Source organism: Kordiimonas sp. UBA4487 (assembly GCF_002389025.1).
Taxonomy (GTDB): domain Bacteria; phylum Pseudomonadota; class Alphaproteobacteria; order Sphingomonadales; family Kordiimonadaceae; genus Kordiimonas; species Kordiimonas lacus.
Genome location: NZ_DGNR01000013.1, coordinates 665,167 through 681,636 on the forward strand (window position 1 = coordinate 665,167; position 16,470 = coordinate 681,636).

Below are 16,470 nucleotides of genomic sequence, written 5' to 3' on the forward strand. Positions count from 1 at the left end.
ATGCGGTTTATACCGCTTATTTTTGTGGCTTATGCCACTTGGTCTATGGTTCCCCATATATACTATTACAATATAGTTTGTCACGGCCTTAATTTTAAGGGGGCGACTGGAAAAGGATGAACCTTATGCGACCTTTCGCCGTCTTTAGCATATGATTGCAATGCGTTAGGCTGCATGTAGTAGCCATATTTCACTATTGGGGGGCAGATGCTGAATTCCAGCACATGTTTTGAAGTCACAGGATTGACCAAAATATACGGGGAAGGCTCGGCCCAGGTTCGGGCGCTTCGGGGCGTTGATGTGACAATCCGTGACGGCGAAGTGATCGTGCTGCTCGGTCCATCGGGTAGTGGCAAATCAACGCTTTTGAATATTCTGGGCGGCCTGGATACGCCAACCGACGGTCATGTTTTCTACCACGGTGTGGACCTGACCACCATGTCCGACCGGGACCTGACCAGTTATCGCCGCGACAATGTCGGCTTTGTTTTCCAGAACTATAACCTGATGCCCGGCCTCACGGCTGAGGAAAATGTCGAGCTGGTGACCGAGATTGCAGCCAACCCGTTGAAGGCAGCGGAAGCCCTGGAACTGGTCGGATTGGGCGAACGGCTCCGGCATTTTCCAAGCGAGCTGTCAGGCGGTGAACAGCAGCGTGTTGCCATTGCCCGTGCTATCGCCAAGCGCCCGGGTGTGCTGTTTTGTGACGAACCAACCGGTGCGCTTGATTCCACGACAAGCCTGAAGGTGCTGAGGGCCCTGAACCGGGTGGTCGAGGAACTGGGCACCACCATGCTGATGGTTACCCACCATCAGGGCATCGCGCCGCTGGCACACCGGGTATTGCATTTCAAGGACGGCAGCGTCGACCGGGAGGTCATCAATGAGACACGCGCCCGACCGGAGGATATTCATCTATGATCCGTGGCCGCCTCATCAAGCTGTTCAAGCCACTGAACCGCAAGCTGTTGCGCGACATCAATCTGATGTGGGGGCAGGTGCTGGCGGTCAGCTTGGTGCTTGGGTGTGGGGTGGCAATCTATGTGATGATGAACGGCACATTGGCGTCGCTGAAGGACACGCTGGCGGTATACTATAGTCGCTACGACATGGCCGACGTATGGGCGCCGGCGCGCCGCGCGCCTTTGCAGCAGATGGAGCATCTGAAAAACATACCCGGCGTGCGGTTGGCTGAAGGGCGGATCTCCGTAGGCGGTATATTGGATATGCCGCTTGAAGCTGAGCCTGTGCGGGCCAAGATCATGTCGCTTCCGGATGGCCGGATGCCACGCATCAATGCGCTGTTCCTGAAGGCTGGCAGCCTACCTGAGCGTGGTTCCGAGCAGGTGGTGATTGCCGATGATTTCGCCGAAGCCCATAGCTTGCGTGTGGGCGATGAGGTTCAGGCAACTCTATATGGCGTGCGTCGCACGCTCAAGATATCCGGGGTCGCGCTGGCGCCCGAGTTCATCTATTCCATCGCACCCGGCGAGATGATCCCGAATGCCCGGCGTTATGCCATCATGTGGATGGGGTATGAGGCGCTGGGCCACGCCTACAACATGGATGGAGCCTTCAACGAAGCTGTGTTTCTTCTGGACCGCGGTGCCAGTGTGCCGGAAGTTCTCGCGCGTATCGACGTGGTTCTGGACCCCTATGGCGGCATCGGCGCCTACCACCGGGACGACCAGTTGTCTGACGAGTTTTTGCAAAGCGAATTCACCACCCTGGACACGCTGGGCGGGCTGTTGCCTCCCATATTCCTTGGCGTCGCTGCATTCCTTCTCAACATGGTGGTGACCCGGATTGTGGAACAGGAGCGCGAGCAGATCGGCCTGATGAAGGCCTTCGGCTACCGCCCGTCGGCAATCGTCTGGCACTATTTACGGTTCGCCGGAATTATCGTGCTGATTGGGGTGCTGGGCGGTTGGCTGGCTGGCTACCGCATGGGCGGCGGCATGGCCAATATCTATAAGGATTTCTACAAATTCCCGATCCTGATTTTCGACCCTGGCCTGGGCATTTACCTGCGGGCCGCCGTGTTCGCAGGGGTCGCGGGCGTGCTGGGTGTATTGCTGGCCGTCCGGAAAACCATTTCTCTCAGGCCTGCGGTGGCGATGGCACCTCCGGCACCGACCGATTACAGCAGGCTTGGCCGATTCGCTTCAAAAGCACGCTGGATGGACCAGGGTCTGCGCATGATCGTGCGCCACATTGCCCGCTGGCCGGGGCGATCAGCCCTGACTTGTCTGGGCGTGGCCATGGGTATGGCGATCATGATTGGCGCTCAAAGCGGCCGGGACGCCATCAACCTGATGATTGCCACCCAGTTCGAGCTGGTGAGTCGTCAGGATCTGACCGTGGCTTTCACTGAAAAGCAGGCCCCGGTGATCATCAACGAGCTGATGGCCCAGAAAGGTGTGATTGCAGCTGAGCCTTTCCTGGCCGCACCCGCGACCATAAGATTTGGCCATCGGTCTCGTCATCAGGGAGTTACCGGGGTAGTACAGAACGCCAATCTGAATGTGTTGATTAACCAATATGATCAGGCCGTCAATCCGTCGCCCCAAGGTGTGACGCTGTCTGAAAGCCTTGCGACGGCGTTGGCGGCAGGGCCAGGCGACCTGATCACGCTTGAATTCAAGGATGGCCTCAGAAAATCCGAGCGTCTGCCGGTGATGAAGGTGGTGCCCACCTATCTGGGCACGCCTGCCTATATGGACATTGACGATATGTCGACGCTGCTCAGGGAAGGCGACCGTGTGTCTGGTGCCTACCTGCTGGTCGACGCGCATGAGCTGGAACGGATATACGGTCTGCTCAAGGACATGCCGACGGTGGCAGCCGTATCAACCAATCAGTCGTCCCGAAAAGCCATGTCGGACACCATGGATGAAACCATGGGCACCATGACTTTCTTCAATTCGCTATTCGCGAGTCTTATCGCTATCGGTGTCGTGTTTTCGGGGGCTCGCATTTCCTTTTATGAGCGTCAACGCGAGATCGCGAGCCTCCGCGTGCTGGGTTTCACGGTTGCGGAAGTGAATGCTGTGCTTCTGGGGGAGCTTGCGGTCCTGACTTTCCTGGCACTTCCGCTTGGAGCTTATCTTGGTTATCAGCTCGCGCTCTTTATCCACACCAATATGAGCAGCGAACTGTTTCGCGTGCCAACAACGGTGTCCAATTGGTCGTTCGCCTATGCGACGACCGTGATTATTCTGGCAGCGGTCGTATCCGCTGCCGTGATTGCAAGGCAGGTCGCCAAACTGAATTTGGTCATGGCCCTGAAAACGCGCGAATAATGAAAAAGCGCGAACGGAGAGGAAAGTAGTATGGCTGCACCGCGTGCACGCACAATCATGTTTGGTGCCATGGGCGCCTTGGTTCTGGCATTCCTGATCTTCGCCTTCCGGCCGGAGCCTCTGCACGTGGATGCCGGCAAGATCGAACGTGGGCCAATACAGATTTCCATCACCGATGACGGACGTACTCGGGTGAAGGAGCTTTATGTGGTGTCTGCCCCGATTGCTGGGCGTGTGCTTAGGCTGGAACCTGAGGTTGGTGACCGGGTTGTGGCTGGCGAGACACTCCTTGCCACGATGGTGCCTTCTGGCCCGGCCTTCCTGGATGAGCGCCGCCAGAAGGAAGCAGAAGCTGCAGTAGAAGCCGCGCGCGCTGCTCTTGAATTGGCGCAGGCCAGTGTCGCTAAAGCGGAAGCCGAGGTGGATTATGCTCGAGCGGAAATCAAACGTACGGAATCGCTGGTGGCCAGTAACACCGCGAGCCCGGCAGCGCTTGACCGGGCACAGCTGGCCTTCCGCACGGCTGCGGCCCAGCTTGATACCGCAAAATCAAGCGTTCGCATGCGTCGGGCAGACGTAGCCGTGGCAGAAGCCGCACTGATCGGGCCCGATAGGGCAAACGGCACCAGCAGTGGCGTGGTGCAGATCAGGGCCCCCATCAGTGGCGCGGTGCTAACGCTCAATCATGAAAGTGAGGGGGTTGTGGCTGTGGGTACACCACTGCTGGAGCTGGGCGACCCGCAGGATATTGAAATCGTAGCAGATTTTTTGTCCCACCAGGCGGTGAAGGTGATGCCTGGCGCCCGTGTGATGGTTGAAGGGTGGGGTGGCGAGCCGCTATCGGGGCACGTCCGACTGGTGGAACCTAAAGGGTTTACCAAATTCTCGGCGCTCGGGATCGAAGAGCAGCGGGTCAATATCATCATCGATTTTGATGATGCTTCACGAGAACAGTTGCAGCAGCTGGGCCACGGCTTCCGGGTCGAGCCACGCATCATTCTGTGGGAAGGGCAGGACGTGTTGCAGGTGCCCACCAGCGCCCTTTTCCGTAAGGGCGAAAATTGGGCCGTCTTCAGGATTGTTGACGAAACCGCCCTGCTGACCGAGGTGCAGGTTGGTCGCATGAATGACCGTGTGGCCGAACTTGTCGAAGGATTGAATGAAGGCGCATCGGTCATTCTGCACCCGTCAGACGTGCTCGAGGATGGAATGACGGTCCGCATTCGTGTTGAATAACATATGGTTAATTGGGGAGATGCCCGGATAAGAATGCGTTTTTCAGATGACTGAAAGTCACCATTGTCATTGCAATTTCCTGCCCTGAATCTATGATTTCCTATGAATCAGATGTGGGGATTCGCAGTGGGAACGAGTTTTCAGAGCAAAAGGGGCCAGAGCTTGGACGCAGACCAAGATGTGCCGTCGTCAGCCGACCTTCCGGCGGTGATGGACCTGCTGACGGAAGGCGTGATTGTACGTCGCGGCGAAAAAGTGTTGTTCGTCAACGAAGCCCTGCGTCGTCTGATGGCGTTCGATGGCCCCAAGCGCGAGATGCTCAAAGAGCCAATGAAACATTGGCTGCACCCCGAGGACTATAAACGGATCGAAGACTATTACGCCAACCGTATCGACGGCGGCGACGCCCCGGAAAGCTATGACGCCAGGGTCATGCGGGCTGATGGGGAAGTGCGCTGGTGCACTTTCCGGGCCGCCCAGATCATCTGGGAAGGCGAACCCGCTGTCACGGCATCTCTGACAGACATCACCGACCAGCGAGAGACTGAGCAGGCCTATGCCCAGTCAGAGCGCAAATTCCGCAATATCTTTAACCTGACGCCGGAGGTGATGATCATCTCCAGCCTGGTAGACGGCAAGATACTCGATGTGAATCCAGCCTTCCTGAATGTATTCGGTCGCAGGCGCGACGATGTGATTGGTAAAACATCAGCTGATCTGGACATCTGGGCAGATACCACTTTTCTGGGCCGTTTCGTCGAAGAGCTGAAGATGAATGCCTCAATGACGGATGTGCCGACGACTGTCAGGACGCGCGGCAACCTGATCCGCCATTTCCGATTGTTCGCACAGAAAATCGAACGCGATGAGGAGCCGATGTTGTTGATGATTGGGCGTGACGTGACCGAAGACCTGACGCAGGCCCAGGAACTTCAGCGCAGCAAAGATTCGGCTGAACTTGCCAACCGCGCAAAGTCTGAGTTCCTCGCGAACATGAGCCATGAGCTCAGAACGCCTTTGAACGCCATCCTTGGTTTTGCGGAAATTATCAAGGAAGAGATGATCGGTCCTTTGGGGACGCCGCGCTACGCCGAATATGCCCGCGATATCCACGAAAGCGGCACGCATCTCTTGTCCATTATCAATGACATTCTGGATTTGTCGAAAGTGGAGGCCGGGCGGCTTGAAGCTTACCTCAGTTGGGTTGACCCGCTTGAGAATCTCGAGATGTGCATCAATCTGGTGCAGCAGCGCGCCCGCGAGGCCAACTTGAAGCTGAGTTATGCTTTCGACGATGACATCCTGATCGAGGCCGATGACCGGCTGATCAAACAGATCGCGCTGAATCTTCTGTCGAATGCCATCAAGTTCACGGAACCTGGCGGTTCTGTGTCGATGAAGCTGGAGAAGACGGCCACAGGCGGCTTGTGCCTGAGCGTCGAAGACACCGGCATCGGGATGACAGCGGAAGAGATCAAGATCGCCAAGCGTCCGTTCGGGCAGGTGGACAGCAGCCTCAGCCGACGGCACGAAGGCTCGGGCCTTGGCCTGCCGCTGATCTCTGCGTTCGCCGAAAAGCTGAGCGCCACCATGACCATCGACAGCCAACCGGGGGTCGGTACCCGTGTTTCCATCGTGTTCCCCCCTTTCAAGGTGCGCGCGAAAGACGACCAGGACGATTAAGTCGCCGGAATTAAAGGCAATGAAAAAGCCAGCTCAGGGAGCTGGCTTTTGTGTGTATGGGCGCGTGCCTTGGATCGATGCTGTCTAGTTCAACCAACTTGAGACACCGGGCATCCACCTTTCCGCGATGGCCGTGGATATGCTGCCGGGCCAGAAATTAGTGGAGGCCCCGTTGGTCAGATAGATCACGCTTATGGTGTCGCCGGATGTCTTGCTGATGAAATGCCGAACATCCACCCGGTTGCCACCGCCATGGCCCACGATCCGGAAGCTTTCAGTTTCCCAATATTCCCAGCCGGCGGCAAAGCCGCCAGGTTTGCCGTTCGCAAGATCCTGTGTCTGCCAATAATGTTGCAGGCGTTCAGGTGGCAGGAACTTGCCGTCAAGCAGGGCTTTGGTCCACAGCACCATATCTGGCGCTGAACTGTTCAGACCAGTGCTAGCGAACATATAGTCAGGCTGGAAAATCGGGCCATTCAATAACAGGCCATTTTCGCCCGCGAAGTAAGTGCGGGCACGGTTCGGTACAACGGCATATTCCCCGCCATAGCGAGTTTGGGTGAGGCCCGCAGGGTCCATCATGCGCCCTTGCATGACCTCACTAAATGATTGGCCTGTGATGGTTTCAATGATCTGTTTTAGCAGCAGATAGTTGGTTTGATTATAGCGGTAGTCCGTATTTGGCGTGAAAACAAACTCGCCCTTTGCGGCAAGCGCAATAGCAGTGTCTTCGTTTTCGGGGGTTGGATTGGGCCAGTGATAGTAGTCGGGCAGGCCAGACGTATGGGTTAACAGCTGGCGAACCGTTGTTTGTTGCCACTGGGACGGCAGGTTCGGCAGATAGGTTGCTACAGGGGCATCCATTTGGACATCGCCAGCTTCCATCAACTGCATCATGACTGTATTTACAAAGAGCTTGGCGACAGAGAACATCTGAAAGACGGTGTCTTCACCCACTGGGACAGAGAGTTCGACGCTGGCCTGTCCGTGCGTGGCTGTTGCCACCAGTTCACCATTTTTTAGCACAGCGACGCTTTGGCCGACGATGCCATGAGCCGCCGCTTTGTCTGCCAGCAACGCGTCAAGAGACTGTTGGCGAGCCACCAGGGTGTCCTGTGGTGTCACTTGGCTCGTGGCCCCAAGCATCAGAATAAGCCCGACAAGGCATTGGTGAATTGCAGACAGGCGCATCACAGAAAGTCCTCCAAAAATTTCAAGTGTGGAAGTCTTCCTAAGTGCGCGTGGGTCCTGTCAAGCAAGCCTGCATAACAATAACCGGAGCCACGGAGGTAGACCATCAGGGCGTGACCGAGAAAACTCAATCGGCCTGCTTTTCCCGTTCCACAGCGCGCCATCCGATATCGCGGCGGCAGAAACCGCCCGGCCAGTTCACTGTATCAACGGCCGCATAGGCTGTTTTTTGCGCTTCAGTCACGCTTGCGCCCAGCGCGGTTACGTTCAGGACCCGGCCGCCGTTTGCGACCAGAATACCTTCTTCAAGCTTGGTACCCGCGTGGAAGACTGTGGCACCCGTTTTGCGTTCTGCCGCCTTGAGGCCGCTGAGTTCATCACCCTTTTTGTAGCTGCCCGGATAGCCCTTGGTTGCCATCACCACAGTCAGGGCCACGTCGTCATTCCATTCCGCTGTACAGCCCGCCAGTTCGCCCTTGGCGCTCGCAAGCAGCAGCGGCACAAAATCACTTTTCATGCGCGACATCAGTACCTGGCATTCCGGGTCGCCGAAACGCACGTTATATTCAATCAGTTTCGGGCCGTCGGCTGTGATCATCAGGCCGGCGAAAAACACGCCGCGGAACGGGTGGCCCATATCAGCCATGGCCTTAACGGTTGGATTGATGATTTCCTTCATCACCCGGTCGCACATATCGTCGGTCATCACAGGCGCCGGGCTGTATGCGCCCATGCCGCCAGTGTTGGGGCCGGTGTCGCCTTCACCGACTGCTTTGTGGTCCTGCGCGGTTGCCAGCGCCAGCGTATTTTGGCCGTCACACAGCACGAAGAAGCTGGCTTCCTCGCCGGTCAGGAATTCTTCGACCACAACCTCAGCACCTGCTTCACCAAAGGCACCGCCAAAGATTTCATCAATGGCAGACTGGGCTTCTTCAACTGTCTGGGCCAGAATTACACCCTTGCCAGCGGCCAAGCCGTCAGCCTTGACCACAATCGGCGCGCCTTGTTCGGCCACATAGGCTTTGGCGTCATCTGCTGTTTTGAAGCGGCCATAAGCGGCAGTAGGGATATCATATTTGGCGCACACATCCTTGGTGAAGCCTTTGGATCCTTCAAGCTGTGCCGCACCTGCGGTGGGGCCGAACGCCAGGATGTCGGCTCCCGTGAGTGCATCCACAAGGCCCGCCACCAGCGGGTCTTCGGGGCCGACTACGACAAAATCGATTGCCATCTCGCGACAGAAGTTGATCACGGCTTCGAAGTCTGTGGCTTTCAGGTCCACACAAGCAGCCACGTCGGCAATGCCGCCATTGCCGGGCGCACAATAGAGCGTATCCACCATGGGGCTCTGGGCAATTTTCCAGCAAAGGGCATGTTCGCGGCCACCTGAGCCGATGACGAGAATGTTCATTTTTTATCCAGTCACATGATGGTTGCTTGAAGGCTGCCCCCTTGTATCATAGGTTCCTGAGCACTCAAGCCTGAACTGGGATAAAACAGTCGGGTGCGACAAAAAACAAGGGAGCATCGCGGCAATGTCGAATGACGACACGCCAGTTGGCGCAGGGTCCGGCGCCCGCAACATCTTTGAATATAGTGTTTCGGAGCTTTCTGGCGCCTTGAAGCGCTCGGTTGAGGACCAGTTCGGCTATGTGCGTGTGCGGGCGGAGCTTTCTGGCGTCAAGCGACCGGCATCAGGGCATCTGTATTTTGCCCTCAAGGACGATAAGGCCGTCCTGGACGGCGTGTGCTGGCGCGGTGTGGCCGGGCGGTTTGCTTTCAAACCTGAAGACGGACTGGAGGTCATCTGTACCGGCAAGCTGACGACCTACCCGGCGCGGTCGAAGTACCAGATGGTCGTGGAGCATATGGAACCGGCCGGCGCCGGCGCCCTGATGGCCCTTCTGGAAGAGCGTAAGAAGAAACTGGCGGCTGAGGGCCTGTTTGACCCCACGCGAAAGAAACCGATTCCGTACCTGCCGCAGGTGGTCGGCGTTGTCACATCACCTACGGGTGCCGTGATCCGCGATATCCTGCACCGCCTCAACGACCGTTTCCCGCGCCACGTGCTGGTGTGGCCTGTGCTGGTGCAAGGGGAGGGCGCTGCCGATCAGGTGGCGAACGCTATCAAGGGCTTCAATGCCATTGACGGCACGCGAGGCATCCCGCGGCCTGACCTGTTGATTGTGGCCCGCGGTGGCGGCTCAATTGAAGACCTGTGGTCCTTTAACGAGGAAGTCGTGGTGCGCGCGGCAGCAGACAGCGACATCCCGCTGATTTCAGCTGTGGGGCACGAAACCGATACCACACTGATTGATTATGCATCCGATATGCGCGCGCCAACGCCGACGGGTGCCGCAGAAAAAGCCGTTCCAGTGCGGGAAGACCTCCGCTTCACGGTCGCTGACCTGGGGCGCCGCCTGGCGGGGCTCAAGGTATCCATGCTGCGCGACAGGGAAGAGCGTTTGCGGGGCCTGGCCCGTGGCCTGCCCAGCCCGCGCGATATATTGGGGTTGGCGCAGCAACGCTTCGATGACCTGTCCGAACGCCTGCCTCGCGGCCTGGTGGCAGCGGTGCAGCAGAAATCAATCCAGCTGAACCGGCTGGTAGGCGGCTTGAGTGCCGGGCGCCTGAAACAGCTTGTCAGTTTCCGCGGCAAGGAACTTGAAAGCACGTCCCGCCGGTTGACGCCGGCGTATGCCCGCAAACTGGATGACCTGGGTGCCCGGTTGGCGGCAAGTGGCAGGATGCTCGATAGCCTGAGCTATGAGCGCGTGCTGGAACGCGGCTTCGCGCTGGTTGAAGACGCAGGCGGCACACCGGTCTCAAAGTCGGCGAACCTGTCGGTAGGGGATCAGGTAACTGTCCGCTTTGCTGATGGCACCAGCGACATGCAGGTGCTTGACGGCGATAGCGCAAAACCGGTTCAGAAGCCAAAACCTGCGCCGAAGAAAAAGCCTAAGGCCAAAACACCTGGCAGCGACGACCGGCAAGGGTCGCTGCTCTAAAAAAACGGGTCTCGATGCCCAACTTTTGCCGTCTTCACCGGAGAAACAGAGGTCCATGATTAAGATTGTCCAAATATGCGTTGTTGCCCTTCTGCTGACCATGCTGACGCCGCTGGTGCATGCGGTTGAGCTCAATGGCAAGCTGGTGCAGGGTGGCCTGGTTTGGGGGCAGCTTTCCCCCGGAAGCGAGGTCAGTCTGAATGGCGAGCCCGTCAAGGTTGGCCCAAATGGCGAGTTTGTGTTTGGCTTTGGTCGGGACGAGGGACCAACAGCGTCGCTGGTGATCCTGCACCGGGACGGCACGCGAGAGGAGCGGACACTTAGAATAAAAAAACGAGAGTTTGATATTGAACGCGTAGAGGGCCTGCCGCCCAAGACCGTGACGCCGCCCCCTGAATGGCGCGAGCGCCGGAAGGCCGAGACCGGCAAGGTGCGGGAGGCCCGTAGCCATATGGCCGACAATATGCATTGGTCCCAAGGGTTTGTTCGCCCAGCTGAAGGCCGGTTTTCCGGCTTCTATGGCAGCCAGCGCATTTTGAATGGCCAACCAAGAAGCCCCCATTACGGGCTGGATATTGCTGGCCCCACTGGCACGCCCATTCATGCGCCTGCAGGTGGGGTCGTCAGGCTTGCAGTGCCGGATTTCCTTCTCGAGGGCGGCATAGTGATCATCGACCACGGTTTTGGCGTGACTTCCACCTTGTTTCATATGAATAGCGTGGATGTTAAGGAAGGCACATGGGTGCATCAGGGTGACCTGATCGGCACCATTGGGGCCACCGGACGCGCCAGCGGCCCCCATGTGGACTGGCGCGTGAACTGGAAAGATGTGCGGCTTGACCCGCAACTTCTGATTAATGACAGCATCGAGGAATAAAAAATGAAAAAGACAATTGGCTGCCTTGGGCTTCTGCTGGCAGCATCAACAGCTGCGACTGCGCAGGAAGAATCGAGTTTGGCGATCGACGGCTACGTTGGGGTGTTGAGCGACTATCGCGACCGAGGCTTAAGTCTGTCGGATAAGGACCCGGTGATCGTAGCGTCTGTGGGTGCCTTCCATGACAGCGGCTTCTACGGTGGCGTGGTTGGCGGTATTCTGGGTGACGGGTATGCCGGGGAGACCAAGGCCGAGTTCTACGCTGGCTACCAGATGGATACCGGCACTTACATCTATGATTTTTCCGCTGAACTGGACAGCTTTCACGGTGATGGCAGCAGCCGCTTCTTCCCAGAGTTCAAGGCTACCATGGCCCGGGATTTCGGCCTGGCCTTCATCAGGGGTGGTATGTCCTATGCGCCTGATGGCCGCTGGAGCGATCCGGATAGGGACAGCTTCTATGTTTATTCCGACCTCGAGGTGCCAATCCCGTCCATTCCGGAGCTGACGCTGATTGGCCGTCTTGGCTATGACATGCGGCAAAACCGGTCCAATGTCTGGGACTGGGGGCTGGGAGTGAGTGCCTTTATCGAAAATGTCGAGCTGAGTGTCATGTATGAAGACAGCGGCCGGGAACATGACATGGGCGAAGGCGCACTTGTGTTCGGTGCGCGCTTCTACTTCTAGGTCACGACTTTAGCTGACCGCTTTGGAGCGAACAGCTGCAAGCGTGCGGGATGCCGGGAAACGCATGGTGACGGTTGTCCCGACACCTTTCTCTGATGCGATCTCGAGCTCGCCGCCGTGTAACTCCATCAGGCTTTTCACGAGGGGCAGGCCAAGGCCTGTGCCTTCGTGACTGCGGGTCATGGTTGACCCGGCCTGGCCGAACGGTGTCAGCGCGATGATAATCTCGTCCGGTGTCATGCCGATGCCGTTATCTTCCACCGCGACATACAGGCAATTGTTGGCATCAACACCCGCGCGCATGTCAATGCGGCCACCGTGGTTGGTAAACTTGGATGCATTGCTGAGCACATTCAAAAGGACCTGCTTGAACAGTCGGCGGTCACCATGAAGGATTGGCAGGTCTGAGGGGACGTGGGCCTCCAGCTTGATCGATTTGGCCGTTACCCTTGGGGTCATCAGTTTGGCAATGTCGTCCAGAAGCGCGTCGATATCGACCGGTTGCTCCTTCAGGACCAGACGCCCAGATTCTACCTTCGACAGGTCCAGGATATCATTGATGATATCCAGCAGGAGCCTGCCGCTTTCGTTGATGTGGTCGACATATTCCTCATATTGGGGCGCGCCCAGCTTGCCGAAGACTTCATGTTCCATCATCTCGGAGAAGCCAAGAATGGCATTCAGGGGTGTCCTCAATTCGTGGCTCATGTTGGCCAGGAATTCTGATTTCGCCTGGTTGGCGGCTTCGGCCTGCTGCATGCTGCGTTTGAGCGCCCGGTTATGGCGATGTTGCATGACCAACACGGTCACGGCTGCGATGGCAACCAGCAGTGCCAGCGTGATGGCAAGCCGGGTATAAGCTTCTTCAGCGTCAGCAAGGGCGGCTTCGGCCTGTTGTTTTGCCAGCATGGTTTCAAGGCTTGAGCGCAAATCGGTGATGCTGCTCTGAAACTGTTTGAATTGGCTGTCGAGCAAGGCCCGGCGGGCTTTATTCAACAGCTCAAAGGCTTCCTCATATTTGCCTTCGGCCTGCAGGATGTAGGCGCTTGTCAGCATGTCCTGACCGCTTGGCCCGTCCTGCCGGTAATCCGGATGATCCCGATAGAAGTCCTGCACCAGTTTTTGGTAAGACCTTGCCGTTTCCGGGTCCCCCAGGCGGGCATAGCTTATGGCCAGCAGGTCATAGAAGGAAATATCGAAACCCGGGTCGCTGGAATAGGACTGCAGCGCTTCCTTCGCCAGGTCTATGCTTTCCTGATAGTCTTCCTCGTCATAGGCGATCCAGGCCAGGCCGAACAGAACATAATAATGCCCGGCATCCCTGCCTGTTTGTTCAATGACTTTCTCAAGGCCTCTGTAGTATTGCTTCGCCAGCTGGTTTTCTTTCAGGTTGTTGAAAGACGACGCGATATTGAATAGGGCGCTTTCCCGGTCGAACGCGATGCCTTCCTTTTCCGAAACATCCAGTGCGTTGCTATAGTTTTCAATGATCGCATCAATTTCGTCGACGCCTGTGTAGGTGTATGCCAGCACAAGATATGCCATCATGCGCATGCGGTTGCCGCGCGGTGTGTCCGGCAGTGTCTGGGCCGCCTGTGACATGGTAGACAGGCCTTCCAGCACATTGCCCAGTTCCGGACCGAGGATAGCGAGTGTTGCATCGGCAAAGAAAACGCCCAGGTCGTCATCGATGGAGAGGGCATAGTCTCGCGTCGCCTTAATCAGGTCGCGGGCTTCATATAGTTCCCCCATAAGCGACAGGTAGGTGGCCTGTGCCAGGTCGCCATAGATTTTCAGTTCCGGGTCGTTCAGTTTCCTAGCCAGAGCCTGCGCATCATCTGCGGCACTTTCAAGGCCCTCGGGTTCGGCGACATCCATATAATGGAAAATCAGTTCCTTCAGGATTTCGGCGCGGTCTTTGGGCGCCTGTTCCTTTTCCAGCCTCGCTTTCAAGAGGGCGATATGCAGGTGTGCATCGGATGATTTGGCGGCAACAAGCTTGGGGAGCAGGGTTTCGGCGCGGGCCCGGGCTTCGTCGCTCAGTTTGCCGGTGGCATGGGCAGATACCGCGAGCACCATGGCGCCAGCAATCGCTGCAAGCCAGAGGCTCAAGCGTTTCCCAACAAGGGATCTAAAGAAGAATTCAGTCATCCAGCACCAATTCCCTACGGCCCCAATAGCCATATGTACCTTCATACACCTAAAAAAGGAAATTGAAGGTTAACGGCAGTGCAACAATTAGCGCCTCAGGCCGCGACATGGCGCCAGGCGGCAAGGGCAGGTTCAACCCGGTCCATGATAGCACTGCGAAGCTCCGGCGTACTGGCCACGATATGGTCATGCAGCGGTCGTTTGCGGTTGAACAGCAGGCTTCGGCCGGTGCCCGTTGTCAACTGCCCGCCAGCTTCTGCCAGGATCAGGTCAGCTGCGGCGACGTCCCAATCGTTTTTGGGCCTCAAGGTCACGCAACAGTCAAACTGGCCATCGGCGATCTGGCATATCCTGAGAGCGATTGAATTGGCCTGCTCGGTATGCATGGTCTTTGGCCAGGGTTCCGGCCAGATCTTTTCTGATTTGAAGGCGCCCGGGTCTCCCATCATGCGGGCAACTGTCAGGTCAGATTGGCCGCTGACATTGATGTTCAGGCCGTTTTTTGTGGCACCGCGGCCCTGTTCTGCGAAATAAAAGGCGTCTTTGACCGGTGCATAAAAGGCCGCAAGAATGGGTTTCTGATCCTGCACGAGCGCGACTGAAATGCCCCAGTCTTCGCCGTTTTCAAGAAAGCTGCGGGTGCCGTCGATCGGGTCAATCACCCACAGGCGGCCACAGCGGAGGCGCTCAGGGTGATCTTCGGTTTCTTCAGATAGCCAGCCATAGCCTGTGCGGTTCTGCATCAGGGTGGTGCGCAGGAATTCGTCCACGGCCATGTCGGCTTCGGATACCGGATTGTTCGGAGATTTGTCCCAGGCGTGGCAATCGCGCGCAAAATAGGATAGGGCGATCCGGCCCGCCTCTTCGGTCACAGACCGGACAAGCTTGGCGTCGTCCGCGCGGTCCCACGGACAGGTCTCTTCATCAAATGGTTCGCTACTCGTGCTCACACTCTGTCTCGGTTCGGCCTAGGCCTGGTTTATCCCGCCCCCGCGACTGTCATTCCTTCAACCCGGAGGGTCGGCGCGTTGATGCCGTACCGGAATGACAAGTCTGATGCTGGCACAAGATGCCTGAACATTTCCTTAAGGTTGCCGGCAATGGTGAATTCGCTGACTGGCTCAGCCAGTTCGCCGTTCCTGATACGGAAGCCCGCGGCACCGCGGCTATAGTCGCCTGTCACGCCGTTCACACCCATGCCAATCAGCTCGGTGATATATACGCCGTCCTTGATGTCGGCGATCAGCTCCGAAGGGCTCAGCTCGCCTGGTGCCATATAGAGGTTGCTGTGCGAAATGCCGGGGGCAGAGGACGTGCCGCGGCTGGCGTGCCCTGTTACCTCAAGGCCCAATTGGCGCGCGGTGGCAGAATTCAGCATCCAAGTTTGCAGGATGCCGTCCTCCACAATGGCGCATTTGTGCACACTGACACCTTCGCCATCAAACATGCGGGAACTGAGGCCACGCATCTTCAGTGGGTCATCAATGATAGTGATGCCAGGCGCGAATATCTGTTCGCCCATTTTGTCCTGCAGGAAGCTGCTTTTCCGTGCGATGGAGCCACCGTTGATGGCGCCTGACAGGTGATTGAGAAAAGACTTTGACCAGCGCGGATCATAGACAACGGGCATCTGCCCACTGGCCATTTTGGCAGCACCCAGCCGCTTCACGGCACGCTCGCCCGCTTCTGTGCCCACCCAGGAAGCGCTTTCAAGGTCACTAAAATGGCGGGCCGACGTAAATTCATAGTCACGCTCCATGCCCGTGCCCTCACCCGCGACGGCGGAGGAGGAAATGGAGAAGCTGGAACCCTGATAGTGGCCTGAGAAGCCGTGGCTTGTGACGAGAGAGATGGCCCAGCTGCTGGCGCTTGCGCCCGCACCAGATGAGTTGGTCACGCCTTCGACCGCCCTTGTGGCATCCTCGGCTTCGCGCGCCAGGTCGGTCAGTTGTTCCGCCGAGACTTCTGTGCTGTCAAAAAGGTCCAGCTCTGCCATCGGGCCGGTGTGCAGCCTGTCTTCCGGTGCTAGGCCGCAGTAGGCATCCTCTGGCACAGCCTTGGCCATGGTTACCGTGCGTTCCACAAGGGCTTTCAGGGCGGCCGGCCGGCGGTCGCTTGTGGACACCATCGCCTGCTTTTTCCCGATCATGACCCGAAGGCCGATATCTTCGCCCTCAGACCCGTCCACATCCTCCAAGTTACCTTCGCGCCAGGACACGCTTTTTGACCGGGCGTCCACGGCCACGGCATCAGCGGCATCGGCCCCTGCCTTCATCGCATTCGTGACAAGGTCCTGAAGCAGGTTGAGGGTTGTGTCGGTCATGAATTGTCCTTG

At 57.6% G+C, this 16,470-nt stretch carries 12 protein-coding genes; 7 read left to right on the top strand and 5 right to left on the bottom strand.

All coding sequences use genetic code 11. The features are described 5' to 3' along the window. Window positions 1-207: 207 nt before the first annotated feature. The 4 genes from B3Z17_RS14805 to B3Z17_RS14820 all read left to right on the top strand — a co-directional run bounded on the left by B3Z17_RS14805 (window position 208) and on the right by B3Z17_RS14820 (window position 6,221). Complete coding sequence (locus tag B3Z17_RS14805; RefSeq protein ID WP_175445647.1) at window positions 208-921, top strand: ABC transporter ATP-binding protein; 714 nt, start codon at window positions 208-210, stop codon at window positions 919-921. Further along, a complete protein-coding gene (locus B3Z17_RS14810; protein WP_286830570.1) occupies window positions 918-3,302 on the top strand; it encodes an ABC transporter permease in 2,385 nt (794 codons plus the stop codon). Before B3Z17_RS14805 ends, B3Z17_RS14810 begins: the two co-directional genes overlap by 4 nt. 30 nt (window positions 3,303-3,332) lie before the next feature. Further along, window positions 3,333-4,538: an efflux RND transporter periplasmic adaptor subunit gene (locus B3Z17_RS14815; protein ID WP_286830572.1), complete on the top strand. Its 1,206-nt coding sequence runs from the start codon at window positions 3,333-3,335 to the stop codon at window positions 4,536-4,538. 162 nt (window positions 4,539-4,700) lie between these two features. Beyond that, the gene (locus tag B3Z17_RS14820) at window positions 4,701-6,221 is read left to right on the top strand and encodes a PAS domain-containing sensor histidine kinase (protein ID WP_286830574.1); all 1,521 of its coding nucleotides are present in this window, start codon (window positions 4,701-4,703) and stop codon (window positions 6,219-6,221) included. An 84-nt stretch (window positions 6,222-6,305) separates the two neighbouring features. Here B3Z17_RS14820 and B3Z17_RS14825 read toward each other — a convergent pair whose 3' ends face one another. Together B3Z17_RS14825 and purD are read right to left on the bottom strand one after the other, a co-directional pair. After that, window positions 6,306-7,412: a serine hydrolase domain-containing protein gene (locus B3Z17_RS14825; protein WP_286830632.1), complete on the bottom strand. Its 1,107-nt coding sequence runs from the start codon at window positions 7,410-7,412 to the stop codon at window positions 6,306-6,308. Window positions 7,413-7,539: 127 nt separating this feature from the next. Then, entirely contained in the window at window positions 7,540-8,823 is a 1,284-nt protein-coding gene (gene purD, locus B3Z17_RS14830; protein WP_286830575.1) for a phosphoribosylamine--glycine ligase, read from the bottom strand. A gap of 124 nt (window positions 8,824-8,947) precedes the next feature. Here purD and xseA point away from each other — a divergent pair, with 124 nt between their 5' ends. From xseA to B3Z17_RS14845, 3 genes are read left to right on the top strand one after another with little or no spacing between them, the layout of a single operon-like run. Continuing rightward, entirely contained in the window at window positions 8,948-10,420 is a 1,473-nt protein-coding gene (gene xseA, locus B3Z17_RS14835) for an exodeoxyribonuclease VII large subunit (protein ID WP_286830577.1), read from the top strand. Window positions 10,421-10,475: 55 nt separating this feature from the next. Beyond that, window positions 10,476-11,297, top strand: coding sequence for a M23 family metallopeptidase (locus tag B3Z17_RS14840; protein ID WP_286830579.1), 822 nt, complete (start codon window positions 10,476-10,478; stop codon window positions 11,295-11,297). A gap of 3 nt (window positions 11,298-11,300) precedes the next feature. Continuing rightward, the gene (locus B3Z17_RS14845) at window positions 11,301-11,984 is read left to right on the top strand and encodes a TorF family putative porin (protein ID WP_286830580.1); all 684 of its coding nucleotides are present in this window, start codon (window positions 11,301-11,303) and stop codon (window positions 11,982-11,984) included. A gap of 9 nt (window positions 11,985-11,993) precedes the next feature. On the opposite strand, the gene B3Z17_RS14850 is transcribed toward B3Z17_RS14845, so the two are convergent. From B3Z17_RS14850 to B3Z17_RS14860, 3 genes are all read right to left on the bottom strand, one after another. Continuing rightward, complete coding sequence (locus B3Z17_RS14850) at window positions 11,994-14,096, bottom strand: tetratricopeptide repeat-containing sensor histidine kinase (protein WP_160328585.1); 2,103 nt, start codon at window positions 14,094-14,096, stop codon at window positions 11,994-11,996. Window positions 14,097-14,230: 134 nt separating this feature from the next. Beyond that, entirely contained in the window at window positions 14,231-15,085 is an 855-nt protein-coding gene (locus B3Z17_RS14855) for a 3'(2'),5'-bisphosphate nucleotidase CysQ (RefSeq protein WP_286830582.1), read from the bottom strand. Between the two features lie 29 nt (window positions 15,086-15,114). Continuing rightward, on the bottom strand, window positions 15,115-16,458 hold the full coding sequence (locus B3Z17_RS14860; protein ID WP_286830583.1) for a TldD/PmbA family protein: 1,344 nt from the start codon (window positions 16,456-16,458) through the stop codon (window positions 15,115-15,117). Between the last annotated feature and the right edge of the window lie 12 nt (window positions 16,459-16,470).

Bases quoted from the DNA above. Each gene is read 5' to 3' on its own strand.
- B3Z17_RS14805 (WP_175445647.1), top strand. From the start codon at position 208: ATGCTGAATTCCAGCACATGTTTTGAAGTCACAGGATTGACCAAAATA.
- B3Z17_RS14810 (WP_286830570.1), top strand. From the start codon at position 918: ATGATCCGTGGCCGCCTCATCAAGCTGTTCAAGCCACTGAACCGCAAG.
- B3Z17_RS14815 (WP_286830572.1), top strand. From the start codon at position 3,333: ATGGCTGCACCGCGTGCACGCACAATCATGTTTGGTGCCATGGGCGCC.
- B3Z17_RS14825 (WP_286830632.1), bottom strand. From the start codon at position 7,412: ATGCGCCTGTCTGCAATTCACCAATGCCTTGTCGGGCTTATTCTGATG.
- purD (WP_286830575.1), bottom strand. From the start codon at position 8,823: ATGAACATTCTCGTCATCGGCTCAGGTGGCCGCGAACATGCCCTTTGC.
- xseA (WP_286830577.1), top strand. From the start codon at position 8,948: ATGTCGAATGACGACACGCCAGTTGGCGCAGGGTCCGGCGCCCGCAAC.
- B3Z17_RS14840 (WP_286830579.1), top strand. From the start codon at position 10,476: ATGATTAAGATTGTCCAAATATGCGTTGTTGCCCTTCTGCTGACCATG.
- B3Z17_RS14845 (WP_286830580.1), top strand. From the start codon at position 11,301: ATGAAAAAGACAATTGGCTGCCTTGGGCTTCTGCTGGCAGCATCAACA.
- B3Z17_RS14860 (WP_286830583.1), bottom strand. From the start codon at position 16,458: ATGACCGACACAACCCTCAACCTGCTTCAGGACCTTGTCACGAATGCG.